Origin of the sequence: Flavobacterium aquidurense, from assembly GCF_001404985.1 — a bacterium.
Lineage (GTDB): Bacteria > Bacteroidota > Bacteroidia > Flavobacteriales > Flavobacteriaceae > Flavobacterium > Flavobacterium aquidurense_B.
In genome coordinates, this window is the sequence record NZ_JRLF01000015.1 from 69,012 (window position 1) to 93,505 (window position 24,494).

The 24,494-nt window shown below is 30.8% G+C and carries 30 protein-coding genes; 5 read left to right on the forward strand and 25 right to left on the reverse strand.

Annotated features, from left to right (window positions below; genetic code table 11):
- Nucleotides 1–107: 107 nt before the first annotated feature.
- Nucleotides 108–1,193, reverse strand: a complete 1,086-nt coding sequence (locus RC62_RS18760; RefSeq protein ID WP_055097843.1) for a DNA topoisomerase IB — start codon at nt 1,191–1,193, stop codon at nt 108–110.
- A gap of 270 nt (nt 1,194–1,463) precedes the next feature.
- Complete coding sequence (locus RC62_RS18765; RefSeq protein WP_055097844.1) at nt 1,464–1,703, reverse strand: hypothetical protein; 240 nt, start codon at nt 1,701–1,703, stop codon at nt 1,464–1,466.
- A 425-nt stretch (nt 1,704–2,128) separates the two neighbouring features.
- Between RC62_RS18765 and RC62_RS18770 the strand changes: the two genes are divergently transcribed.
- Nucleotides 2,129–2,362: a hypothetical protein gene (locus RC62_RS18770; protein ID WP_055097845.1), complete on the forward strand. Its 234-nt coding sequence runs from the start codon at nt 2,129–2,131 to the stop codon at nt 2,360–2,362.
- 54 nt (nt 2,363–2,416) lie between these two features.
- Here RC62_RS18770 and RC62_RS18775 read toward each other — a convergent pair whose 3' ends face one another.
- The 14 genes from RC62_RS18775 to RC62_RS18840 form a co-directional block, all read right to left on the reverse strand.
- Nucleotides 2,417–2,770, reverse strand: a complete 354-nt coding sequence (locus tag RC62_RS18775) for a hypothetical protein (RefSeq protein WP_055097846.1) — start codon at nt 2,768–2,770, stop codon at nt 2,417–2,419.
- A gap of 267 nt (nt 2,771–3,037) precedes the next feature.
- The gene (locus RC62_RS18780; protein WP_055097847.1) at nt 3,038–3,340 is read right to left on the reverse strand and encodes a hypothetical protein; all 303 of its coding nucleotides are present in this window, start codon (nt 3,338–3,340) and stop codon (nt 3,038–3,040) included.
- A complete protein-coding gene (locus RC62_RS18785; RefSeq protein ID WP_055097848.1) occupies nt 3,315–3,806 on the reverse strand; it encodes a hypothetical protein in 492 nt (163 codons plus the stop codon). The genes RC62_RS18780 and RC62_RS18785 overlap by 26 nt, the downstream gene beginning before the upstream one ends.
- A complete protein-coding gene (locus RC62_RS18790) occupies nt 3,803–4,237 on the reverse strand; it encodes an STAS-like domain-containing protein (RefSeq protein WP_055097849.1) in 435 nt (144 codons plus the stop codon). Before RC62_RS18790 ends, RC62_RS18785 begins: the two co-directional genes overlap by 4 nt.
- A gap of 2 nt (nt 4,238–4,239) precedes the next feature.
- Nucleotides 4,240–5,265, reverse strand: a complete 1,026-nt coding sequence (locus RC62_RS18795; protein WP_055097850.1) for a hypothetical protein — start codon at nt 5,263–5,265, stop codon at nt 4,240–4,242.
- Nucleotides 5,266–5,506: 241 nt separating this feature from the next.
- A complete protein-coding gene (locus RC62_RS18800) occupies nt 5,507–5,905 on the reverse strand; it encodes a hypothetical protein (protein WP_167343871.1) in 399 nt (132 codons plus the stop codon).
- Nucleotides 5,906–6,046: 141 nt separating this feature from the next.
- Complete coding sequence (locus tag RC62_RS18805) at nt 6,047–6,550, reverse strand: hypothetical protein (RefSeq protein WP_055097852.1); 504 nt, start codon at nt 6,548–6,550, stop codon at nt 6,047–6,049.
- Nucleotides 6,551–6,588: 38 nt separating this feature from the next.
- Nucleotides 6,589–7,095: a hypothetical protein gene (locus RC62_RS18810; RefSeq protein WP_055097853.1), complete on the reverse strand. Its 507-nt coding sequence runs from the start codon at nt 7,093–7,095 to the stop codon at nt 6,589–6,591.
- Nucleotides 7,096–7,131: 36 nt separating this feature from the next.
- Complete coding sequence (locus RC62_RS18815; RefSeq protein ID WP_055097854.1) at nt 7,132–7,641, reverse strand: hypothetical protein; 510 nt, start codon at nt 7,639–7,641, stop codon at nt 7,132–7,134.
- A gap of 38 nt (nt 7,642–7,679) precedes the next feature.
- Nucleotides 7,680–8,219: a hypothetical protein gene (locus tag RC62_RS18820; protein WP_055097855.1), complete on the reverse strand. Its 540-nt coding sequence runs from the start codon at nt 8,217–8,219 to the stop codon at nt 7,680–7,682.
- Nucleotides 8,220–8,258: 39 nt separating this feature from the next.
- Nucleotides 8,259–8,792 (reverse strand): hypothetical protein, encoded by a 534-nt coding sequence (locus RC62_RS18825; RefSeq protein WP_055097856.1) that lies wholly within the window; start codon nt 8,790–8,792, stop codon nt 8,259–8,261.
- Nucleotides 8,770–10,446, reverse strand: a complete 1,677-nt coding sequence (tssD, locus tag RC62_RS18830; protein WP_157472583.1) for a type VI secretion system tube protein TssD — start codon at nt 10,444–10,446, stop codon at nt 8,770–8,772. The genes RC62_RS18825 and tssD overlap by 23 nt, the downstream gene beginning before the upstream one ends.
- A gap of 358 nt (nt 10,447–10,804) precedes the next feature.
- Nucleotides 10,805–11,275, reverse strand: a complete 471-nt coding sequence (locus tag RC62_RS18835) for a hypothetical protein (protein WP_055097858.1) — start codon at nt 11,273–11,275, stop codon at nt 10,805–10,807.
- Nucleotides 11,276–11,405: 130 nt separating this feature from the next.
- The gene (locus tag RC62_RS18840) at nt 11,406–12,305 is read right to left on the reverse strand and encodes an XAC2610-related protein (protein ID WP_082421328.1); all 900 of its coding nucleotides are present in this window, start codon (nt 12,303–12,305) and stop codon (nt 11,406–11,408) included.
- A gap of 174 nt (nt 12,306–12,479) precedes the next feature.
- Here RC62_RS18840 and RC62_RS18845 point away from each other — a divergent pair, with 174 nt between their 5' ends.
- On the forward strand, nt 12,480–13,067 hold the full coding sequence (locus RC62_RS18845) for a DUF4142 domain-containing protein (protein ID WP_055097860.1): 588 nt from the start codon (nt 12,480–12,482) through the stop codon (nt 13,065–13,067).
- A 262-nt stretch (nt 13,068–13,329) separates the two neighbouring features.
- Here RC62_RS18845 and RC62_RS18850 read toward each other — a convergent pair whose 3' ends face one another.
- From RC62_RS18850 to galA, 6 genes are all read right to left on the reverse strand, one after another.
- Nucleotides 13,330–14,691 carry an amidohydrolase gene (locus RC62_RS18850; RefSeq protein ID WP_055097861.1) on the reverse strand — a complete coding sequence of 454 codons (1,362 nt, stop codon included), beginning with the start codon at nt 14,689–14,691 and terminating at the stop codon, nt 13,330–13,332.
- A 114-nt stretch (nt 14,692–14,805) separates the two neighbouring features.
- Nucleotides 14,806–15,678: a helix-turn-helix domain-containing protein gene (locus tag RC62_RS18855; RefSeq protein WP_055097862.1), complete on the reverse strand. Its 873-nt coding sequence runs from the start codon at nt 15,676–15,678 to the stop codon at nt 14,806–14,808.
- Between the two features lie 222 nt (nt 15,679–15,900).
- Nucleotides 15,901–16,305 (reverse strand): cupin domain-containing protein, encoded by a 405-nt coding sequence (locus RC62_RS18860; protein WP_055097863.1) that lies wholly within the window; start codon nt 16,303–16,305, stop codon nt 15,901–15,903.
- Between the two features lie 97 nt (nt 16,306–16,402).
- Nucleotides 16,403–16,819, reverse strand: coding sequence for a cupin domain-containing protein (locus RC62_RS18865; protein WP_055097864.1), 417 nt, complete (start codon nt 16,817–16,819; stop codon nt 16,403–16,405).
- Nucleotides 16,820–17,004: 185 nt separating this feature from the next.
- Entirely contained in the window at nt 17,005–17,877 is an 873-nt protein-coding gene (locus tag RC62_RS18870; protein WP_055097865.1) for a helix-turn-helix domain-containing protein, read from the reverse strand.
- Between the two features lie 125 nt (nt 17,878–18,002).
- Nucleotides 18,003–20,825, reverse strand: a complete 2,823-nt coding sequence (galA, locus tag RC62_RS18875; RefSeq protein WP_055097866.1) for a beta-galactosidase GalA — start codon at nt 20,823–20,825, stop codon at nt 18,003–18,005.
- Between the two features lie 221 nt (nt 20,826–21,046).
- On the opposite strand from galA, the gene RC62_RS18880 reads away from it, so the two are divergent.
- Genes RC62_RS18880 through RC62_RS18890 form a run of 3 tightly spaced genes read left to right on the forward strand, consistent with a single transcriptional unit; the run spans nt 21,047 to nt 22,895 of the window.
- Entirely contained in the window at nt 21,047–21,436 is a 390-nt protein-coding gene (locus RC62_RS18880) for a hypothetical protein (protein ID WP_055097867.1), read from the forward strand.
- A 34-nt stretch (nt 21,437–21,470) separates the two neighbouring features.
- Nucleotides 21,471–22,337: a chromate resistance protein ChrB domain-containing protein gene (locus tag RC62_RS18885; RefSeq protein WP_055097868.1), complete on the forward strand. Its 867-nt coding sequence runs from the start codon at nt 21,471–21,473 to the stop codon at nt 22,335–22,337.
- A gap of 57 nt (nt 22,338–22,394) precedes the next feature.
- Nucleotides 22,395–22,895 carry a hypothetical protein gene (locus tag RC62_RS18890; RefSeq protein WP_055097869.1) on the forward strand — a complete coding sequence of 167 codons (501 nt, stop codon included), beginning with the start codon at nt 22,395–22,397 and terminating at the stop codon, nt 22,893–22,895.
- Between the two features lie 63 nt (nt 22,896–22,958).
- On the opposite strand, the gene RC62_RS18895 is transcribed toward RC62_RS18890, so the two are convergent.
- From RC62_RS18895 to RC62_RS18905, 3 genes are all read right to left on the reverse strand, one after another.
- Nucleotides 22,959–23,432, reverse strand: coding sequence for a hypothetical protein (locus tag RC62_RS18895; RefSeq protein WP_055097870.1), 474 nt, complete (start codon nt 23,430–23,432; stop codon nt 22,959–22,961).
- 22 nt (nt 23,433–23,454) lie between these two features.
- The gene (locus RC62_RS18900) at nt 23,455–23,859 is read right to left on the reverse strand and encodes a lysozyme inhibitor LprI family protein (RefSeq protein WP_082421329.1); all 405 of its coding nucleotides are present in this window, start codon (nt 23,857–23,859) and stop codon (nt 23,455–23,457) included.
- Nucleotides 23,860–23,933: 74 nt separating this feature from the next.
- Nucleotides 23,934–24,428: a TlpA family protein disulfide reductase gene (locus RC62_RS18905; protein ID WP_055098579.1), complete on the reverse strand. Its 495-nt coding sequence runs from the start codon at nt 24,426–24,428 to the stop codon at nt 23,934–23,936.
- Nucleotides 24,429–24,494: the final 66 nt, after the last annotated feature.

The window sequence follows — 24,494 nt, forward strand, 5'->3', positions numbered from 1 at the left end:
GCTTGTGATTTTAGTTAATAATGATTTTGTTTGTTACTCAAATTTCATACTTTTTAAAGAGATGTATTAACTCTAAACATTATATTGTTAGCACTATAAAACCTGATTTATGATAAATTGATCTGATAGTTCTGAATTAATTCTGAAAATGCAATTTCGCTATGCGAAAAATGCTCTTTAGTGCTTCGGCATTTTTTTGCCCTGTCAAAATACTGCTGGATTGAACCATCTTCATAAGTCGAAACCAATAAAGGATGTACGTAATAATTCTTGCATACATTTCTGGTATTTCCAAGTGCTTCTGCAGTGGTATCAAAAGCGGTCAAAATATTTTTTTTAATTTCTTTTTCATCGGTCGTTGTTCCTATTTCCATCAAGGTTTCAAAAAACACAATCGATGCTGCCCAGGTTCTAAAATCTTTGGCACTAAAATATTCTCCTGAAATTTCATGTAAATATTCGTTTACCATATGACTGTCCAACACTTTTCGTTCGCCGTTTTTATCATAATATTTAAAAACTTCCCAACCCGGAATTTCCTCGCAGCGGCTTACCAATTTTACCAGTTGTTTGTTTCTGGTTGTAATGGTGTGCTTTACTCCTTTTTTTCCCGTAAATTCAAATTTCAGAGAATTTTTGTTGATATTGATATGGCGTTTTCTCAAAGTCGAAAGTCCGTATGACTTATTGTCTTTGGCATATTTTTCGTTCCCAATCCTGATATGGGTTTCTTCCATTAGCCTAATTACAAGAGCGACTACTTTCTCTTTAGACCATTCTTTATTTTCCAGGTCTTCGTCGACTTTTTTTCGAATCAAAGGTAATTTTGTTCCAAACTCTGCTATTTTATAGAATTTTGTCTGATTTCTGATCAAATTCCATTTAGGATGATATCTGTATTGTTTTCTGTTTTTATCGTCTAAACCTACCGCTTGTAAATGTCCGTTTGGTAAATCAGATATTTGTACGTTTACCCAAGCCGGCGGAAGCACTAAACTGCTAATGCGTTTCAATTCGCTTTTTCGTTTTATGCAGCGTCCGTTTTTTTTATAAACAAAACCATCCTCACATTTACATCTTTCTATGGGCAGCCTTTGATTATTGATATAAACTAAATCTAATTTTTCGATCACCAAATGAGGCGTTTTGATCAATTGATTCATTAGTTTTTCGGTTTTTGCTGCTGCATTCATGATAGTTTGTTTATTATATGCCACTCCCGATAACTATCGGGATAGAGATTTAAAAAAGATATTTCCGATATATTCTATTGATCTCCTTTGTGGCATTTTTTATTTTTAAATTCAACTTTAGTTATTGCTATTAGATTTTTCTCTCGCATTAGCAATTTTCTCTCGCAGATTATGCAGATTAAGCAGATTTTCTTTTTTAATCTTTATATTTTATTCCTTGTTTTCACATAAAAATCTATGTTTTTATGTGTTTACGTTTGCGCGAGGATTCTAGTTATTGCGTAATGAATCGATAAGATTTTTTTTACTCATATACGAACGTCCAGAGATTCCAACTTTTCGTGCCTGTTGGTACAATTCTTCCTTTGTCCATTCATTATATGGTTTTGCATTTCCGCCTTTTTCACCTGCATCAGGCGTATTTGCAATTCGGGCTGCTTTTTCTTTACTATATCCTATTTCTAAAAGAGCTTGATATTGCTTTTCGTTTTTAATTCTTGCATCTGGCATGACTGAAAAATTTTGAGGTTAGTGATTCAGAAAATTATTAAATCAAAGTTCTTCAAAAAGTAAGAATGGGTCGTTATACAATTTTTTGATTTATTTTCATAATTAACTCTATGTTAATAGATTTCTTAAGAATAAGATTGTTACTATGATTTTTTAGGAGCTATTCCTGCTTTCCTTCCAAATTTTTTCCTTGCTAAAGAAGCAAGAAAAAGGATTTTCCCTCCAATCAGGGCTAAAAATTGGTTTCATAAGAAAGTATTATAATGAATAATCGTTTACTATATTTGCGGTTCTTAAATCTTCACATTAAGAACGAAATACAATTGCCCTTATGTTATGTAGTAAAGTTCCGAAAGGGCTTTGACGCCGTGAAGAAGCGTAAGACTGCTAACGCATAAGGGTTTTTATTCTTAAATCTTCACATTATGAGTACAAGCACCCTTTCAAAAGAAGCCGAAACAAGGCTTATGAATTTCTTTAACACCGCAATTGACCCACAAGAAATGGCCAAAGCAATTAGACAAGTAAATTATGTACTTGCCTTAAGCGTTCTGAGACAACACGAAACGCCTCAAAACGAATTAGCCAGCTTAGAAAGCAGTTTTTACTGGCTCAACGAATTAGCCGAAATTTTAAATCCTTATCTCGATCTAAAGTAAGTTACTATTTAATGATAAAACAAAAAAGCCTTGATTCTAAAAATCGAGGTTTTTTTATGGCATACTATTTACTGAGGTTTCTTGTTTTGCAATAATCGATTTATTGATTTTTGCAATGAATTTTTCTTTAATCAAATTAAACTCAGGATCTTTTTCTGATACGTATAAATACAATAGCAATCTGGCATTACTATCTAAAGCATTACTAATATCAGGGAAACTACTATTGATAAATTGCGTACTATGCGAACTATACGTATTATAGGATCTTTCTATAAATAATTCCTGAGATTTTAAGGTCCAGTCTTCAATATTAATAAGATCTATTTCGTTTTGATAATCGCTTAAAGCTTTGCTTATTATTTTATCAATTTTAATTTTTACATTTTTAAAATCTATATTAATCATCCTTCGTTAATTTAGTTTATTTCTTTGCAATTATAAAAGCATAAGATATTTTAACAAAATTAACATTAAAAATAATAATTACCCAACATATAATATATATATTATTGAAATATAAATTATAGCACAAAGCATTTATGTTTCTTTAGAGTTTTAAACTATGTCTGGATTTAATAACTCTGTTAAACTATATGCTTGTTGTTTTTTATTGTAAACTACACTAAAAAAATTTGGTATCTTTTATTATCACAAAAATTACTATTATAATAATTATTTATTATTTTGAACTAATCTAACATACATCGTGTCATTTATTGCCTTATGACTTTTAAAGATATATCTAGGTTTTATTTTTTTATTCTCATACAATTCAAATTTCGCCATTTTACTTTCCAAATCATCTATTTTTTGTTCTTGTTCTTTCAACCGCTCTAAAAAATATACATTTTTATCTTGCAAGTCTTTAATTCTTTCATTCTGCAATTTAGCTTCAGGATTTTGCATACATGAAGTAAAAACAAAAAAGATACTAATTATGAAATATTTTTTAAAATAAACTTTTTGAGTAATCATTTATTGAATTATTTAAGTCATGAAAAGTTTTTAATTTATTTACACGAAAGGTTCTGATATCGTTAATAGTATTATTAGTTAAATTCGTGCCTTGATTAGCTCTATAATGTGTCTGAAAATTAATATCATTTTCTATTTGAGATTGAAGATCTAGTATATTTTGCGTTATTGTATGAGAGTCCAATTTATAACGTTCTTCGATACATAAAATTAAATTATTTGTATTTGCAACTAGCCTAAAAAAACAATTTTCAACGTCTTGTGGATTAATTTGATTTGAATCTAAATCATCTAAAAATTTTAAAAGCTCACTATGAACATTGGTCATCTCTCGTATATAATAATCTTTTAGAGTTCTAGAATTTACTTGATTCTTTTGAATAAAATTTGCTAAAAAAAAAGCTAAAGCAATATTTACACAAATTTCTATAATCGATATTATATCTGACAATTCAAAAAATATCATTGTTTATTACATTCTATCCATACTTTCTCTTCAAATTTATTATCTATAAATCTCCACCAAGCTTTGTGTGATTTAGTTTTTTTTGGTAAATTTTTATTCTGACGACGTATTTCCCATAGAGGTAATGTTACATCTTTAATACTTGCTTCCCAAAATTTAAAAGTATCCGATTTAATTTCTAGATACTTAGAAACATTCTGCAAATTAAAATCATAAACTAAATTACCGAAAGATTCATCAATAAAAGATGGTGAATAGCCTCGATTTCCATCTAAATCGACTACTAAAACATTTCCCTTTTCAAAACTTTTCTTAAATTCTTCATTTAAAAATTCATGGTAAAAATCTTCTCCTGACTTGTCACTTACTGAACAATGTCGTAAGCCAGTTACATTTCCAAACTTTTTGCGTAACAATAGAATATCTTTCATAATTAATTAAAACAGGTTTTATTTAACTCCCATTGATAAAATGTTCCCAAAAAGTGAACATATTTTTTATTCAGTAAAATTGATTTAGATTTGTTTTCAAAGTTAAGAAAAACATTATTTGTACAAACCACTAATTTAGTGATTTTATTATCGTCATAAGCACGTTTTATAGAAGGCAACCCCCTATTCCTGTTAATTTCTTGAGATAATGAACCATATCTTCGTTCAAAAGCTCTCTCTATTATATCAAGATCGTTACGACTGAAAAAAAAATCAATAGCTTTTAATTTTCGACTTACATATAATGAATCTCTAATTCCTCTACCAAGATCTGAAACCGTAAATACCACACTATTGGCCTTATAAAAAACACCAATTTGCCACTGATTATTATAGGAGTTACTCCATTCAACTGCATTACCCCCAATTTCTTTTAATAAAGTTATAGATTCATCAGAGTATCCTTCTTTTCCCATTATATGATGAAAAGCTTGACATGAAATTTCATCAAAACTTTTCAGATCTTTTATAGTCAATTTACCTTCTTTTTTTTCAATTGAAAAATATTTCCCCTTTCCTGTAATATTAATTTCTCTTAATTTTTCATCATACATCTTATTAAAAAAACCTGTATCAATAAGATATTGGCGGCACTTTTCATGTTTAGGCATATTACTTTGAAAATTAATACCATTATATTTACTCTCTTCAAAAATTCCTTTTAAAATACTAATTGTTGCAAAATCAATTTTCTCAGTTTTCTTAAATGAAATTCTTACAGTTGGTATTCCATTTTTTAAGGAGATGCTATTTTTATCTCTAATTGAATTAAAAAACACTAAGGCCGGCAAAGGATTTTCAACAAATCTAAAATCTTTGGGAGTCAAGATAGGTGTTTTTAAAATCGTCTTTTTTTTAATTTGTGCTGAATAGTGATATTTAGTTTTTCTTCTTTTCCGAGTTAAACGTCTTCTTTTATATATTTTTTTCTCTAAACTTAATCTTCTAAATACTGAAAGTTGCTTCATTAATTATTAATAAAATTATTTTAAAATAAATTTAAATTTCGTAATTTCAAATATTACAATAAAATATTCATCTTTATTACGGAAAACCGCATTCTAACAAAATTAAAATTTCAACAAGTATAATAATTAATCATAAACTATCAACTAGGTATTTGTACTGTTTTTTTTTTGAAACAAATATCAAAATTTATTTTTATTAAAAATCAACTGTTTAATATTAACATCAAAAATAGGTCTTTTATCACTTCATAAGTTTTCCCAAATTCGTTGGAATATTAAAACTGAGAGGTGTTTTAGAATTATCTAATTTATGCCCGTTAATGACAAGCGATTTGATATTATTCATTATAATCCATTTTCCTGGACCAGACCTTCCTGAAACTGTATCTGTTCCATCTTTTATATCAGTTATTCTATACACAAGACTATCATCAATGACTAATTTGATATCGTAGTTTATTTGACCTATATAAGTAACATTAGGAGAAAGTATTCTTTGGTTTAGTGAAGCATAAATAGAATCACAATTTCTGATATCAAAGTCTGAATCACTACTAATTAATTTCTTAAAATCTGTATTTTTCATGTATTTCTCCAAAACAACTTTTTTAGGACATACAGAAGTTTTCCAATCTCGCATATAAATGCTCTGAAATGATTCGTCACTTTTCGTATATTCAGTTTTATAACAATTCGTGAATAAAAAAACAAAACTTATTAAACTAATAAACCTCAATGTATCCATAATAATTACTTTAGATATTAGTTAGAAATTGCTTTTTTATTTCTTTATGAACTTTGCTATTTTGGTTGGAACCCTTATGTTATTTTTAGCATCTTTATTGTGTAATTTATGACCATTGATTATCATTGAGTAGATTCTATTATCAATATAATATTTTTTCCCTAGTGCAAATGTAAAATGCGTAGTATCCAATTTACTTTTGATATCAGTTATTTCATATTCCAGACTATCATCAATAATTAATTTTATATCATAATTGATTTGACCTGAGTAGAGGTTGAAAGGGGTAAATATCCTTTGATTAAATTTAGAATTTGTTCTATCACATCCTTCAATATTAAAGCTAGAATCTTTTTGAATCAATTTTTTAAAGTTTGATTTTTTTACATATTTTTCCAAAACTATTTTTTTAGGACATATAGACGAATTCCATTCTCTTAAATATATTCCATCAAACGAATAATCATTTTTATAGTACTCATTACAACTTGTAAATAAATAAAATAAACTTATTACACTAATAAACCTCAATGTATCCATAATAATTACTTTTAAATGATTCACTAGAAATATAGGTTTTATCTTTTCATAACCTTTCCTAGTTTTGTTGGAATATCAATATTAAGAGCTGCTTTTGTATTATCTAATTTTTGACCGTTTACGACTAGTGATTTGATATTGTTCATTATCATCCATGTACCAGGTCCTGAATTTACTGAAACTGTATCTATTCCATCTTTAATGTCAGTTATTTTATATACAATACTATCATCAATAATCAATTTTATATCATAATTTATTTGACTGATATAAGAAACATTAGGCTTTAATATTCTTTGATTAAATTGTGATTCTGTTAATTCACAACCTCTAATTTCAAAATTGGAATCCCTTTCGATGATATTTTTAAAATTGGAATTTTTTACATACTTTTCAAATATGATCTTTTGTGGACATATAGACGAATTCCATTGTCTAAGATAAATTCCTTGAAATGATTCATCACTTTTCCTATATTCAGTTTTATAACAATTCGTGAATAAAAAAATAAAACTTATTGAAATAATGTATCTCAATGTATCCATATTAGTTACTTTAAAAGATTCGATAGAAATACGTCTTTATTTTTTCTTTATAACCTTTCCTAATTTTGTTGGAATTTTAATATTTAGCGGTGTTTTTTTGTTGTCTAACTCATAATTATTAACAATTAAAGAATTAATACAATTCATTATTACCCATTTTTTTGGACCAGTCCTTTCTGGAATTGTATCTAATTTATTTTGAATATTTGTTATTTTGAATTCCAGACTATCATCTATAATTAATCTTATATCATAATTTATTTGCCCAGTGTAAGAAACAACAGGCGAAAATATTCTTTGGTTAAATTGTGATTCAGTTTTTTCACAGCCTTTAATTTCAAAATCAGAATTTCTTTCAATTAATTTTTTAAAATTGGAGTTTTTTACATATTTCTCAAATAACATTTTTTTAGGGCAGATTGGCGAATTCCATTGCTTAAGATAGATTGAAAAAAACGACTCATCATATTTTTCATATTCATTTCTATAACAACTTGTTGTAAAAAAAATAACAAACAATAAACTATAAAATCTCAATGTATCCATAATAATTACTTATAAATGATTCAATAGAAATATAGGTTTTATCTTTTCTTTATAACCTTCCCAAGTTTTGTTGGAATATCAACATTGAGAGGTGCTTTTGTATTATCTAATTTTTGACCGTTTACGACTAGTGATTTGATATTGTTCATTATTACCCATTTCTTTCTACCTATATCGGAAATGGTATCTATCTTATCTTGAATGTCTGTTATTTTATATTCAAGACTGTCATCAATAATTAATTTTATATCATAATTTAATTGTCCATTAATAGGAAGATATGGTGTTAATACCATTTGGTCGTTATATGGTGATGTTGGTATGATTTTATTAAATTTATCATATTTTGGTAAACAGTTAATATTTATATCAAAACCAGAAGTACTATCAATTAGTTTTTTAAAATTTGAATTTTTCACATATTTTTTGTAGACTACCTTTTGAGGGCAAATTATTGAATTCCATCCTCGCAAATAGATTGAAAAAAAAGAGTCTTCGTATTTTGTATATTCGTCACTATAACAACTTGTGAATAAACAAATAAACCCTATTAAACTAATACACTTCAATGTATCCATAATAATTACTTTTAAAAAGATTCTATATAAAATACTTCTTTATTTTTTCTTTATAATCTTTCCTATTTTTGTTGGAATATAAATACTAACTTTTCTTGGAATATGAATAACAGATTGTTTAACTATTGAATTATCTAATTGATGTTCATTAATATTTAATGATTTTATACTATTCATAATAGTATAATCTCCAGGTCGCCCACCTAAGAAAACAGTATCGATTTTACTTTGTATTTCTGTTATTTTATATTCAATACTGTCATCAATAATTAGTCTAATATCATAATCAACTTTTCCAATATAATTTTTATTAGGAAATATTATTCTTTGATTATTATTAGCAGATTCATCATCACAATTAATGGTAAAGTCAGAATCACTTTTAATTTTATTCTTAAAATTTGAATTCTTAACATATCGTTCATAGACAATTTTTTTAGGGCATTTTGATGAATTCCAATTTTCTAAAACAATATAATAAAAAGACTCATCGCTTTTTTCATAAGTAATTTGTCTGCAATTAATTAATAAAAAACTTAAGGCAATAGCACTAATAAACTTCAATGTATCCATAATAGTTACTTTTAAAAGATTCGATAGAAATACGTTGTTTTTTATAGATGAGAGGTCTTCTATGCTTTTCATCCTCACGACCCACTTCATCTTTTTGAGTTATGGGATCAAATCCCCAAGTATAAATACTAAAACCCACATACTTACTTTCTTCTACATCAATAAAACTCAACCCTCCTTCGTACACCACCCAATGTACATTTGTTGTTAAGGCTTTCAGGTCATAATTTACTTTATCTTCGATCATATTACTATCGATCATCATTAAAATAGTATGTCCTTGTTTGTACTTTCTATCTATGATTTTAAGGTTCATAATATCAAAATCCCCAATAGCATCGTTTAGTTTTCCGGATAATCCTTTTTTGTTTGAAATTTGAAGCATTCCTAAATCAATCGATTCAGCAGAGGTAAATCCGGCAACTTCTTTACACATTCTGGTCAGCATTTCTGGCCAGTTTGCCCCTTTTAGCATATCAATTTCGTCATTTTCAAATCCGTTATACACAAACTGGCTGTTCAAACTTTCCTTACTTCGGGTTGTGGCAAGTACGATCCAGTCTATTTCGGCCATTTCTAAGGCAATATAATTATCATAACTGGTTCTGACTTCATACATACTTAAAGCTTTTTCATGAGGTTTTATCACATAATCAGCTATTGCATACTCTCCTGTTCTAAACAATTCTTTTGACAGTTTCTCATAAGCTTTTGCATCTCTTTTTATCATGGCATAATACAATGCCGCCATACCGCAGAGTGAGGTAAGTGCCTGATTGATTTTCCAGGGATCCTTGACACGATTCTTTATTTGTTCATGCACTTTCATTCTGTCAAACCATCTAAACCTGTTGTGTTTCCAGACTTTAAGTTCTCCTTCGCTTTCGGGATCTTTTATGTAGGCACGCATATGTATAATACGTCCGCACATGTCTTTTTCGTTTAGCGTAAACTTTAGCGTATCGCCCGTTACGTCAAGCTTTTTCTCGATCCATCTATTCTCAGACAAACTATGGTATTTATACTTCCATTTTATTACCGTTTTATCTGCGGGAGTTTCCTCTGTAAAGGCTACTACTTTAAATTCATATGTTTTGCCATACAACATACCCAGTTGGGTTTCTGTGCCTGAATTGTCATTTGCAGAACCCCAATCCAGGGCTGTTATTAATTCTATGGTTTTTACTTTAGTTTCTTTTTTCTCTTCTGTAGGGAAATAATAAACAGGCGCTATATTAACTCTGGAAACTTGCCAGTATTTTACGAGATCATACGTATAACCATAATTTTGAATCGCAGGCGACAGCACTACAACGGTCTGCATATTGCCTTCGCCATTAGCTTCAAATGTTTCTGAATAATATACTACATAAGCATCGCTGAATTTATATATTCTTATAGCAATATCTTCCTGACCTTTACTGTAAAAACGAATTTCTCCTTTTTCCATTCGGTCAGTATGGTGTTCAATGCGTTTTGTCATATTGTGCCAGAATACATCATCACTTTCCTGCGATGTAAAACCAAAAGTAAGAAAACCTCCTTCAATATCAGTGGTTGGCATGCCATTTACCCATATATGTCTGTAATAATTAGTATTTACCCACAGTAATTCGCGCTCTTCTCCGAACATAAATAGCTTAGCTGATGTCATAATTTTATCGTTTATAGAATCACATTTCAATAAAATTACTCGGAAGATTATTTTACAATGAGACCTAAACGTCATTAAACTATCAGATTAAGACAAAGCTTTAAAAATTAACAGTTTTAGGATAAAATCTAATACAAATAAGAGATGTTTTAATAAATACAAACAACGATATGAGGGAAATATTTTCTTTTTTAGTCAAGAAAGCGTCTCGCCCACTCGTGTAAAAAAGGGCAAGAATCTAAGATGCAAATCTATTTTTAGGATTAAATCTAAATCTGTGAATATATTTCAAGATAAGGATAACGTTCACGAGCGGGACGCTCGCGCGAGCATTAATTAGGATACTGTGAGTATTGGATTATTCCGTTGAAGTTTTTATATAAGCATAAGATATCTTTCCAAAACTATCATTGAAAATGCTAATTTCATTTATCCCTTCAATATTTTTCCATCTAATTAAATCTTGGGGATTTTTGAATTCAGGTTCTGTTTTTTTTAATCCAAATATTTCAATATTTTCTTCATCAAAATCATATTCTGATAAATTATTAATAGTTATCCAATCAGCTTTTTCATTTATAAATATTATCTCAAATTTATCTTTTTGGTAATAACCTTTTTGACAAGGTTTATTTTTACAAGGAGTACTGCTTTCTAAAAAAGGTTCAATTTTATCTGGCTTTCCAAGTATACTTTCAACCTCAATTATATTTTTACCAGCAATACTTTTAAGATCAATTGCAACTTCTATTTTTCTTTGTTTTTCTACTTTTGCTTGATTACAAGAAATTAATGTCACAACTATTAATGACAATATAAGATTCTTCATATGTATATTTTTTGGTTAGATAAAACAAATATTATATTTAAATAATAAGATTAGTTACGGAAAACCATATTGATAAAAATTAATTATACCCATTACTAAAATCTTAAGCATTATTAATATTTAAATAATACTAATCGCATTTTACCTTTTTTAATTCTCCAGATTTAATATCTAATTCAAGACAGCTTTTCTTTATTAAAACCATCTTATTATTTACGACTTTATATTCAGCATTCATCTGGCTTGCTCCGGCGCAACATTGATTGTATTCATGAATTCTTTTGGTTTTACTGTCGAACTCTAATGAAGTGCCGCTAAAACTGCTTTCAAAATATTTCTCTGTCTTTGGGTTGTATAAAAAATACAAACTGGTCGTATTAGGTCCTGCAGTACCTCCTTCAAAAACTGAGAAATCTTCGATTCCGTCAAAATTATAATCGTCGGTACTTATATTGTTTAAACCCCAAAGCTGGCATTCCAGCTCTATTTGCTGAAGCACTTTATCAGTCTTTTTCTCCAGAATTTTAACGCCGGTTACTTTTGCATAAAAATCGCCTTTAGATTTTGAAACGATCAACTTAAAATATTTGCCTTTTAGAGAAACTGCCTGTAAAATTTCTCTGTTTTTCCATTCGATATTATCTCCATAATCAATATCAAATACTTTTGTCAAACTAATTTTAAGTTCTTTTTTGGTGTTCAGGTCTGTCCATGTTCCTTCTAGCTTCTTGCTTTTAGAATTGAAGTTTTCAAAAACCATTTTACCTGTTTTATTGTCTGCTTTATCTTTTTCGAAAAAGGTTAGTATTTTGTTTTTTAGCGTACCGCTTATTTCGATTGGTGTATCATAATTTGAATAGGTATAAATACCCCTCCCGGAACCATCAGAATCTATATCAGTCACAAATTCGATAGGATATTTATCTATAAATCCGGCATAAGTGGTTTGTGCAAACGAGTTAATTGAAGCTAAAAAAAGTAATACCATAATAATTTTCAGGCTTACTATCTTCTTGATTTTTGCAATCATAAAATTTGGTATATATAGGTATAGTTTGGTTTCTGGTTTTGCGAATATAATACTATTTGTATTACATACTCATTTTTCATAAATCCAAATCATATAACATTATCGAAAAATACTGTAAGACATTCTTGACACAATCTGAATAATTTTACATTATAACATTTAAACTATAAAATCATGAAAAAAATACTATTAGCCGGAAAAGCAATTTTAGGAGCAGGATTATTAATCATTTCCCTTAACTCTTGTAAAAATGAAACAAAACAAGAAGATCCAAAAGAAGTTGCTGAAGATAGTAATGAAGCCAAATTTGACTCTATAGATGATAAAAAAGATGATTCGGAATTTTTAGTTGATATCGCAGAAGTGAATCTTGCTGAAATCGAAATTGGAAAATTGGCTCAAATAAAAAGTACCAATCCTGAGGTTAAGAAATTTGGAAAAATGCTTGTTGATGAGCATACAAAATCAGCTTCTGAAGTAAGTGCTTTGGCTAAAGCTAAAAACTTCACTTTACCTACTTCGCTTACCGAAGATGGTCAGGAGGAATATAAAAAACTGAATGAGAAATCAGGTCTTGACTTTGATAAAAAGTTCGCTGATATGATGATCGACGGTCACCAAAAAGCGATTGATAAATTGCAAAAAGCTACAGAAGATGCAAAAGACCAAGATGTTAAACTTTGGGCATCAAATAATATAGCACCGCTAACAGCTCATTTGGAGCATGCAAAATTGCTAAAACAAGACTTAGATAAAAAATAAATTTAATTGGTTATTATTTATTTTTCAAAAACCCCTTAAGAGTTGAATTGCTTAAGGGGTTTCTTTTTTTTTAAAAAGGTACAAAGGTTCAGAGGTGCAAAGGGCCAAAGGTTTTTTTAGTCTAAGATGGATTAAAATCCATCCCTACAATATATTTTGTTCCTCCGGAACGCTAATGAAATTTTCTGAGAATAACGGGAGACGCACTGCTGTGCGCCTCTACGAGAAACCTTTGCCCCTTTGTCCCTTTGCAACTTTGAATCTATGAACCTATTGTTCCGGCAATCATTTTTCCTTTATAAAAAACTCCTTCTCTTTTTGGTAAACGTGCTACAGCTTCGGCAGAACAGCTTGCTTTTACTAAAATAAAATTTGCCTCATTGTCTACTGCAGGCCAAACCCGGATTCCTGAATCGTTAAGAGGGACTATTTCATCTTTTGTCGCAATATGTAAAGCGCGGCTTAAATTGTATTCGTCTGTCCAGCCATAAAGCTGTGCGCATAATTTTGCCTTTTCGAGCATATCGCAAGTTCCGAAAGGCTGCCAGTGATCGACGATACTATCTGTTCCGGTCATTAGTTTTACGCCATATTTTTTTAAGGTGGGAATTGGCATTATCGTTTTCCCAATCGGGATTGTAGAGACCACTCCTATTCCCAGATTTCCCATTTGCTCTGCTATTTTCTCAAGGTCTTTAGGGTCCATTTTAGCAAGAGCAAAACCATGACTTATATAAGTTTTGCCTTGTAGCTGCTTATTTTCTTCTGTCTTTTTAATAATATATTCAATAGCGGCTTTACCTGACGGTGGCGATTCATGCAAATGTATATCGATACCTTTATTAGTATCCAAAGCAATCTGAAACATGGTGTCAAGAGATTTCTCCATATTGCCATCAACGTTTGTTGGGTCAAGTCCGCCAATAAAGTCAATTCCCATACTCGCAGCTTCACGTAGTAAAGGTTCTGATTTCGAATATAAAATTCCGTGTTGCGGAAAAGCTACAATTTCCCAACCAAAACTATCTTTATTTTTATCTAAAGCTGCCTGTAAATGTTCCAGACTTTTTAACCCACTCACAGGATCAATATTACATTGGCAACGGGCAAAATAACTGCCCTGACTCTGCATTAGTTTAATTGCTTCTTCGGCTTTATGTTGAGAATCCGGTAGTAATTGCGGAATTAATTTTTGCTCCAGCGTAATCATATCTTTTACAGTATATCCCTTTCTTGGTGCCGCATTCCAGGTTCCGCTGCCATAATAGGTTTTATCAATATGAATGTGCATATCACGTAATCCGGGAAGCATCAAAAGACCTTTGGCATCTACCGTTTTCAATTTTAGTACTGACTTTCCCGAAGTGATGCTTTTAATCTTACCATCTAAAATATGTATGTTGTATAAAGCTGTTTTGGTTGCAATGACTTCGTTCTTTTCGTTGTATTCAAAACCGTCCTCTAATCGCACATTGATTAAAATATATTCTTTTAATCCGGTTGCTTTATCATTTGATAATACTTGTGCAACGGCATTACCACCAATTCCTGAAAACAAAGCTGCACCGGTTGCTGCAGCTCCTAATCCCAGGAATTTTTTTCGGCTTATTTTATTGTCTTCCATAAATTATATTTTACTTGCTTTGAGTTTGTTATAGATTTTACAATAACACTCTTCTAAAAACAGAAGATATTGCATTGCAAAAATCGTTATAAACTAAAACCTATAACGGTAATATTACGGATAAGGATGGTAAATATTATAACTTTCTTTAAAATCGCCCGGAGTTTTGCCTGTATATTTTTTAAATACTTTTGTAAAATAGCCATTGTCATTAAAACCAAGCTGATAAGCAATTTCTTTTATAGATAAATCTGTACTTGTGAGCAATCGTTTTGCTTCCAGAATGGTTCTTTCTTTGATGACATCACCCGCAGGAATTTTTAAATATTTCTGAGAAAGGATGTTAAGATAATTGGGTGTAATATTTAATTTATCAGCATAAAAATTTACTGATGATTCGCTGTTAAAATATTCATCAATAAAGGCCGTAAAATTTTTAATTATTTTCTCGGGTTTGGTAGCAGAATCGTGTTCCGGAAATTGTGCTAAATAATCCTTTTGTAATAGTTTCAGCAATAAATGCAAACGCAGTAAAAGGATTTCTCTGGTGAGTATATCATTACCAGGCAATAGAAATTCTATTTCATGTAAATGATTTTTAAATTCCTGAAATGCTTGTTTGTTCAAAGAAAGACAAGACGGAACACTTTGCCCAAAAAAAGGAAATTGTCCCAAATTCGAAAAAATAGTAATTATTTCCGGCGAAAGCATCAATTGAAAACCAGTTGTATCAACATCAAGCGACCAATTATGTACCTGACCCGAGCTGATAAAATAAACCTGATAATTGTTTACTTTATATTGCGTAAAATCGACATGGTGAATTCCTGAGCCTTTTTCGACAAAAAAAACCATATAAAAATCATGCTTATGTGGTTGTTCAAATTCATTTCTGCCTTTTACGCTATGGCGAAACAAAGTAATACCCAAAGTTTCCTCTCCAAGGATATTGCCAACTGATAAAATGGGAATCGAATGTTTGTTCAAAACAAGTGTTGTTGATTATTCACTTTCAAAATTATAGAATTAAATTTTATAAAGTTTGAAACCATTCTTTTTTTCTAATTTGAATAATTTCTACAAACAAAAAAAGGTTTGATTTTACTAAAATCAAACCTTTTATATTGATATTCTATGTGAAAATTAATTTACACAAAAGCGCCAAGCTTTAAGTGTTCAATTATCTTATTTTCTAATTGACTAATAGTCTTATTTTCCAAAACTATTATATTCATCATCAGTAACACTTTCCAGCCATATTCCGGTTCCTTTATCGATTTCTGTAATGATCGATATATGCGAAAATTTACTAAACGGTGTTGCGCCATACCAATGTTCTATACCAGGCAAAATGGTCACAACCTCATCTTTATGAAGTAATCGTATAGAAGAACCTTTTTCCTGAAAATAACCTATTCCGTCTGTTGCGATAAATAATTGTAATGTTGCATTTACGTGCCATTTGCATCTTGATCCCGGCTCAAAAGAAACTTCTTTAATAACCGTATTATCAGGATGAATGTTGCTGGTTTGTTTTTTATATGAAACATTACCAGTCATATAAGTGTTCGGGATTTTTCCCTCTTCAATAACAGAAGTATAAAGTGTTGACATAAAAATTTATTTTTTGAGATTGATTTTTTATTTAAAAATGATCTGAGAAAAAACCGTACTTAATTTATCAGATCGACAAACAACACCTTTACTTTAATTATTTAAAGCTATTGTATTGCTCATCTGTTACTGGTTCAAGCCAGTTTACAATACCTTTTTCAGTATTTGTACTAATTGCGATATGGGTAAATTCGCTATCAGGCGAAGCTCCGTGCCAGTGTTTTATCTCGGGCTGAATGTTTACCACATCGCCTTCCTGAAGTAACTGAATGGGGTTTCCTTCTTCCTGATAAAATCCTGTTCCTTGTGTTACGATCAAAATTTGTCCTCCCGGATGTGTATGCCAATTGTTTCTTGCACCAGCCTCGAAAACGACATTACCAACCGCAGTATTTAAAATTGGATCGTTAGGAACCAGCATTTTTACCCATGCTTTTCCTGTAAAGTAATCTGAAGAAGCTAAATCACCTTTAGGGAAAATGGTTTCTTTTAATTGATTTTGAGTTGCTTTCATAATTATTTGTTTTAATATCAGTGCCGGAAACTAAATTAGAAAGCTGGAATGCGCTTTATAGAAGTTATATTTAGTCAGCAAAAAACCGATAGGGATTAATACTAATTATTTGAGGGCAAAATTACTTTAGGAATTGCAATCAGAAATAACAATAATCAAACAAAAAATTAAGAATATGAAACAATTTACATTCTTAACGATTTCGGAATCGTTCCTGTAAGTCTTTTAAAGTAATTATTAAAATAGCTTGGATATTCAAATCCAAGGGAATATCCAATATCAGATATACTCCAATCCGTATGTTGCAATAATGCTTTTGCTTCACCAATAATCCTTTCGGTAATATGTGCAGTTGTAGATTTTCCTGTTATTTCTTTTACTGAACGATTTAAGTGATTAACATGTACAGCAAGGCTTTGCGCATAATCCTGAGGCGTTTTTAATGCCAATGGTTCATTTTTTGTCTCTATAGGAAATTGTCTTTCTAATAGTTCCAGAAACAATGACGTAATTCTTGAAGAAGCATTTTTGTGTTTAAAGAAATTTTCTGAAGGCTGCATTTTCATCGATTCATGTAAAATCAAATTGATATAATTGCGTATTAAATCATCTTTAAAAACATAATCAGTATCTTGTTCTTCGATCATTTTTTTAAACAATGAATCGATAAAAACCTTTTGTTCAGCTGATAATGAAAAAATAGGTGTTCCGCCAATTTTAAACAAAGGCGATTCATGAAGGCTTTCAGAACGATCGTTTACTTTCAAAAATTCTTCGGTAAATACGCAGGCATATCCTTCGTAGACAGGGGAAATAATTTCCCACGAATAAGGAATATGAGGATTACCAAAGAATAATATAGTGCCATTGGTTTCTATACCTCTGTCTGCGTAGTGAATCAAACTCTCGCTAGTATTGATACAAATCTTATAAAAATCCCTGCGATTGTAGGTCGGGATTTTACTAACATCACCATTTACCTCATATACTTTAAAACCTTTTAGCTTTAAATCATTTATACCAAGTTCCGAAGCCTGAAATTCTAATTGATCCTTCATAATGCAAAGTTATGAAAATCAAATATAAAAAATACTTTCAGGTTTCAAGTTTTTTTTGTTTCAGGTTTGAAATGGGGATAAAAAAAAATAACCGCAAAGCTTTATGTGCTTTGCGGTTAAATCTACTATTTAATTACAACAGTACCCGTTTGTAATCCTTTGGCAGAAGCCGATAAAGTTACTTCGCCTGCTTTTTCATTTTTCTGAACAATTATTTGGGCATATCCGTTAAACAATTTTCGTTTCCAGGATTCTGATGGTGTTACAACCTTAATAATTCCGGGATCTGTATTCATAACATCCCAATCTTTTACTTTTTGCAAAGGCGAAGCTCTTATTGTTATAAAATTGGTTCCTTCTTTTAAAACAGCTTTGTCAAGATGGTATTTTTGAGGATCATCAGTACTTGCATTAATCAAATTTCCGTTTACAAAAACAGACTCGTTTACCCCAATTTTTTTATAAAAGAAATCTACAATATTGGATTGTAAATTATTTTTCAACTCAAATTTTCCTCTGTAAATATATGCCGATGCCTGATTTTTATAATCTCTGTCTTTAAAAGCTGGTTTCCAGCCATTCGCATCTTCTAAAGCAGATTGATTTGCATTATCAACAGAAACGCTCTTTCTTTCTTCAAAATCAGTGATGGGAACAAGATTTGTATCATCCAAAAAAATGTCTTTTTCTAAGGATGTGGGATCACCATTGCCAACACCTAATATTTTTCCTCCGCTTATAGAAAATGTAATCTGGTCATTTGCTGTTGGTACATGCAGTCCTTTTTTATCGGTAACTTCAACTGTTATAACCGAAACAATAGCGTTTGAAGGATTTTCTTTATCTACAGAAAGCTTTATGACTTCAGGATTTCCGGTTGTTTTTTGAACTTCTGTCAAAATCTTTTTTCCGTTTTTATATCCAATTGCTTCGAGAGTTCCTGGCGTATATTTCACTTTCCATTCTAAATGACCATATTGCTCCATTTTCTTTTTCCCTAAACTCTTTTTATTCAGGAAAAGTTCAACTTCATCACAATTAGAATGTACCCAGACATCGATTTCTTTGCCTTCCATGCCGCTCCAGTTCCAATGTGGCATAAGATGCAAAACAGGTTCATTTGCCCACCATGATTTTAAATAAAAAACATTGTCTTTCGGGAAACCACAAACATCCATCATTCCAAAATAAGACGTTACAGATGGCCACCCATAAGGCGTTGGTTCTCCGCGATAATCAAAACCGGTCCATATAAACATTCCGGCCAAATACGGACGTGAAGCATAAAATTTCCAGCCTTCTTCTATACTGTAAAAAGTTGGTCTGGGCTTTTTATCATAAGCACTTTGGTAATGTTTGCTGTCATCTGTAAAATAAATCCCTCGTGTTGCAAAAGTAGAGCCTTCCTCCGTTCCCATTCCGGGTTGATTCTTAAATTCATTTCTATGCGCGTCGATATCGCCATTACCCATATAATTGTAACCCATAATTTCGACAACAGAAGAAATTCCGCTTTTAAAACCACTGCTTATTCCAACAGTTACAGGTCTTGTGGGATCAATACTTTTACTAAATCCCTGCATTATATTGGTAATACGTTCACCAACAATTCCGCCTTCGATATTCCATTCTTCATTACCCACAGACCAGCAAAATATACTGGGATGATTGCGATCGCGTTCGATTAAGCGTTTCAAATCATTAAGATGATACTCGTTGATCCCCATTAAACGGGTTTCATCAATTACCAGCATTCCTAACTGATCACAAGCATCAAGCAATTCCGGAGTTGGTGGATTATGTGAGCAGCGATAGGCATTCGAGCCCATTTCCTTAAGTTTTTTTATGCGGTAATATTGCAATTCATCAGGCAATGCAGTTCCTATTCCGGCATGATCCTGATGATTGTTTGTCCCTTTTAGCTTTATAGATTTTCCGTTAAGAAAAAAACCTTTTTCGGGATCAAACTTAATGCTTCTGATTCCAAAATTTGATTCATAACTGTCTATAATTTTTCCTTCTTGTTTTATCTGCGTAAACAAACGATATAAATTTGGCGCATCAAGATCCCATAATAAAGGGTTGTTTACTTTTATTTTTGAAGTGTATTTTGCAGTTTTATAAAAATCCGGTGCCACAGCATTTTCAGAAATACTGGCAACTTGTTTTCCTGAAGCATCCGTAATTGTTTGCAAAATTTCAATTGCCCCTTTATATTTTCCTTTGTTCTCGATTGTAACTTCGGCAGTAACTTCGGCATTGTTATCCTGAATTTCTGAAGTTACATACGTTCCGTTTTGTATCACATACAACGGATTCGTTTTCTGGAGATAAACATGTCTGTAAATACCTGCTCCTTCATAAAACCAACCTTCCTCCATCGAGGCATCGGCACGAACAACAATTGTATTTTCTCCGCCATAATTCACATATGCCGTTACATCATATTCGAAACCATTATAACCACTTTCTTCGGTTCCCAGAAAATGACCGTTAAAAAACACTTTTGAATTTCTAAAAACACCATCAAATTTTAAAGAAATAATTTTTCCCTGATCGCTTTTTTCAATAGCAATTTTTTTTCGGTACCAGCCAATACTTTTTTCAGGAAAACCTTTTCCGGCTGCTTTAAATCCGTGACTAAAACTGGCCTTTTCGCTAAAAGATTGTTCAACAGCCCAATCGTGAGGAAGATCTAGTTTTCTCCAGGCGCGATCATCAAATCCCGGTGCTGCGGGACCATCTGCAAAACCGGTTTTGGCTAAGTAGGAAAAATAACCTTCGGCATGGCCAAAATCCTTTTGAGTATCATATAAATGACCAAACGAAAAACGCCAGTATTTATCTATTAAAATCAATTCGCGATCTGATTTATTCTGGGCAAATGATACCATTGATATCAAAAAAGTAAAATACAACAGGATTTCTTTAGGAGAAATAATTTTCATAATAATGTGGTTAGCAAAAATGGTTAGCAAGTAACGATAAAAATATTGTTTTTAGTGCGGTTAAAATAATAGTATTTTATCAAAATATGATCGTATATACTTTCGTAACTATCATGAAAAATTAGCCAATAAAAATTTAGAATCATTCTACGGGGCTTTACTGTGTTAAATTATTCTCTTTTAATGTAATTTTATCTTTAATTCAACTAAAAAGTACAATCATGAGTGTTATTAAAGACGAAAACACACTTCTTAACACTATTAAGCGCATTGATCAAAAAATTGACAAACTAAATGATCAAAAAATAATTGCTTTTTTTGAATCACTTGGCTTAACAGAAAGAGAAGACATACCACCGGCAGCAGATTTCCTGAAATGGGAAACCATACTTGTTGTCGTACCTAACAGACATATATCGCACGAGTTAAAATATTATAAGTATTCGATTGCAAGGCTTTCGTTTGTTACAAATCCGAATGCAAAAGAAATACATATTTTTGATTTTAAGGAATGGAATAATATCACTCGAAATAAAACCCAATTTCAGGTTAGAGAATTGCTGAAAACGAGTTTTGGAGGTTTAAGACATCATATGGATAGATTAAATTAATTTTTTTATACATAACAGACTTAAATAAACTTACATGAAATGGATTACCAGAGAAAGACCTAAAATTGACCGGATTGCCAGTCCGTGGTTAATTAAGAAATTTGTTGACTCTGAAGCTGAATTCCTATATGTTCCTTTTGATAAAGTTTTAGATAAAGCGCAGGAATTAGGCGCAATTCCTTTTGATATTCCAGATGTAGAATTTACACATTATAATGATGAATGTACTTTTGACTACATTATAAAGAAGTATAAAATTACTGATCCTGCGGTTTTAATAATTTCCAAGATTGTTCGAGGCGCTGATACAGACAGGCACGATCTTGCAAAAGAGGCAGCCGGGCTTTGGGCAATTTCAGCGGGACTTTCTCATAATATCACAGATGATACCGAGTTATTAAAAAAAGCAATGCTTCTCTATGATGCGCTTTATAGCTGGGCTACACATCTTTATAAACAAAAACATTTGCAAAATAGTCCCTTTGAAAATTTGCTTCATGAGGTTTATAATAAATTTCTAAAAGAAAAAAAATCAAAGAAAAAAACACCTTCATGGGTGCAGGACTTAAAAGAGATCATTCAGGATCAAATAGATGCTCAATTTAGTTTTGACCTTAAAAAAATATCAAGCAACTTAGAACTTAATCCGTCCTATTTATCGCGTGAATTTTCTAAATATTTTGAAGATTTAAATTTTGGTGAATATGTTCGTAAATTACGTATTGAAAAAGCCATAAACCTGATTCAGAATTCAACTTATACTCTTACCGAAATTGCTTATATGACGGGATTTTCAGATCAAAGCCACTTTACCAGAATCTTCAAATTACATACAGGAAAAAATCCTTCTTCGTATAGAAAAAATGCTTTAAAAAGTAACTTAGATACAAAAGGTAAATAGGATTCTATTACTAATGATAACGGGAGAATAGTTTTGTCTTTTCTAAAACAAACTATCATGACTTCCTTAAAACACTTTTTTACTATTGTTTTATTTTCATTAATTTCAACTGCATTTGCGCAAACTTCTTATCCTAAAATTACGGGATATTTTGGCATTCTGCATCCAATTGTGACTGTTAGTAATGAACAGACAAACTTAAATTTCAGAGATTATTATGCTGTAGGTTTTCCTACGGGAATCAACATCTGGAAAAGCTCCAAAATAGGTTTTTCTTTTGAAATTGTTCCAAATATCAAAGCAGAAGACGGACACGATAAAGTAACCAATATATTATTTCATCCGGGTATTTTGGTCGCTTTAGGAAACGGTTATACATTTGCCGGAAGGGCAGCTTTTGAAAGCAGCGGAAGATACGGGATAACTCCTGTTATTAATAAAACGATCCTGAAAAATGACAATTGCAGCTATTTTGTTGCGATTCCGCTTCCTGTGAGATTTGGAAATGATCACCCTGCCACTTTTACCGTAGGTTTTCAATTTGGAATTGCTTTCTAGAAAATATTATTTCAATATATTACACTACATAACCCCAAATTACTTTAAGAAACAATGAATCATTTATTTTAAAATTTCGAAAATACGGACAAACTTTCGCTCTAATATTTTTCTCTTTCTTTCTTCTTTCCATCTGGAATAGAAAATGACAATAAGCAGAAACAAACTAACAATTGTTGTCGCTCTTCTAAGTCCTCTTCCAAAAAAAAGAAAAAATACATTTAGTGCTATTAGAAAAACTACCGGAGAAAATCTTGTCCAGATTAACTGAAATTTACTGTTGGGTTCAACGATGTAACTTACTTTAACTATATTATTGATATTCTTGTAATTTCCTCTTATAATAAAATAAGTGGGTGATGTTCGTGAATTTATAGTTAATCGAAAACTTTTATCATCAAAAAGTCCATAGAAAGGCTTTATTCCTCCAAAACGGGGAAATATCCTAAAAAGGCTTAAGTTTACTTTTAGAGAACCAATTTCTGTATTGTTTTCTAATCTTCTGCGAAATTCAGATAAACTGAGTTTTGATTCCATTTAAGTAATTATTTCGGGCAAACTATATTCTTTTAATAAGTTCTTTGACCCTGGCAAAAACATAATTTGCTTTTTCATCAAAAACAACCATATCAAAATCGCTGCTTCCTTCTATAAAATGACCTTCTTTTTTAGTGTCTGAATATACTTTTTCAAAATATGTATCACGTTTCTTTAGCCAGTCCAACTGTTCTTTTTTTAGTTTGGATTGCTCTTTAGAACTCAATTTTAATTTTAAATTCTTGTATGATACATTCAATAAACTATCTGATTGATTGTAATACTCGATCGAACAATCTTTCATACCGCTTCCACTGTCTAAGCAATGATGATACCTGTTTTTTAATTTATTAATTGTTTCTATGGTCTGTGCATTACAATTAAATGAAAACAGAACAACAAATAATAGTATCGATTTTTGTATCATAATTATTTGAATTTTATTATTGAAGTCTTAGTTTGACAACAGCAATATACTCAAAGTTTTATAAGTTTCAAATTTTACTGTGCCGGCAACAAACTTTTAAGCATTTCGTTTAATGCATTTCCGTGAATATTTTTCGCCAGAATAATTCCGTTTTTATCTATCAAAAAATTCAATGGAACAGATTGAAGCATATAATCGCCAATAACCGGAGATTGCCAGTATTTTAAATCGCTCACTTGTGTCCAGGGCAACTTTTGTTTTGCTATTGCCGCTAACCAAAGTGGCTTTTTAGTATCCATAGAAACGCTGTAGATAGAAAATTTACCAGCGTAGGTATTGTACAATTTTATTAATTCAGGATGTTCTTTAGTACAAGGTCCACACCATGAGGCCCAAAAATCAACCAAAACTATTTCTCCTCTCAAAGAAGATAATACAACATTATTTCCCTTTGGATCCGGAAGATCGATTTCCGGCGCAATATCGCCAACATCAGTTCCTACAACCTGAGCTTTTGAACTTGTTATTACACAGCATAAAAATCCTAAAATGAGTAAAGTTTTTTTCATAGTTTGATTAAGTTTATTTGTTTGGGGCTTATTTCTTGAATCTCGTAAAGACGTCAAGGCGCAAAG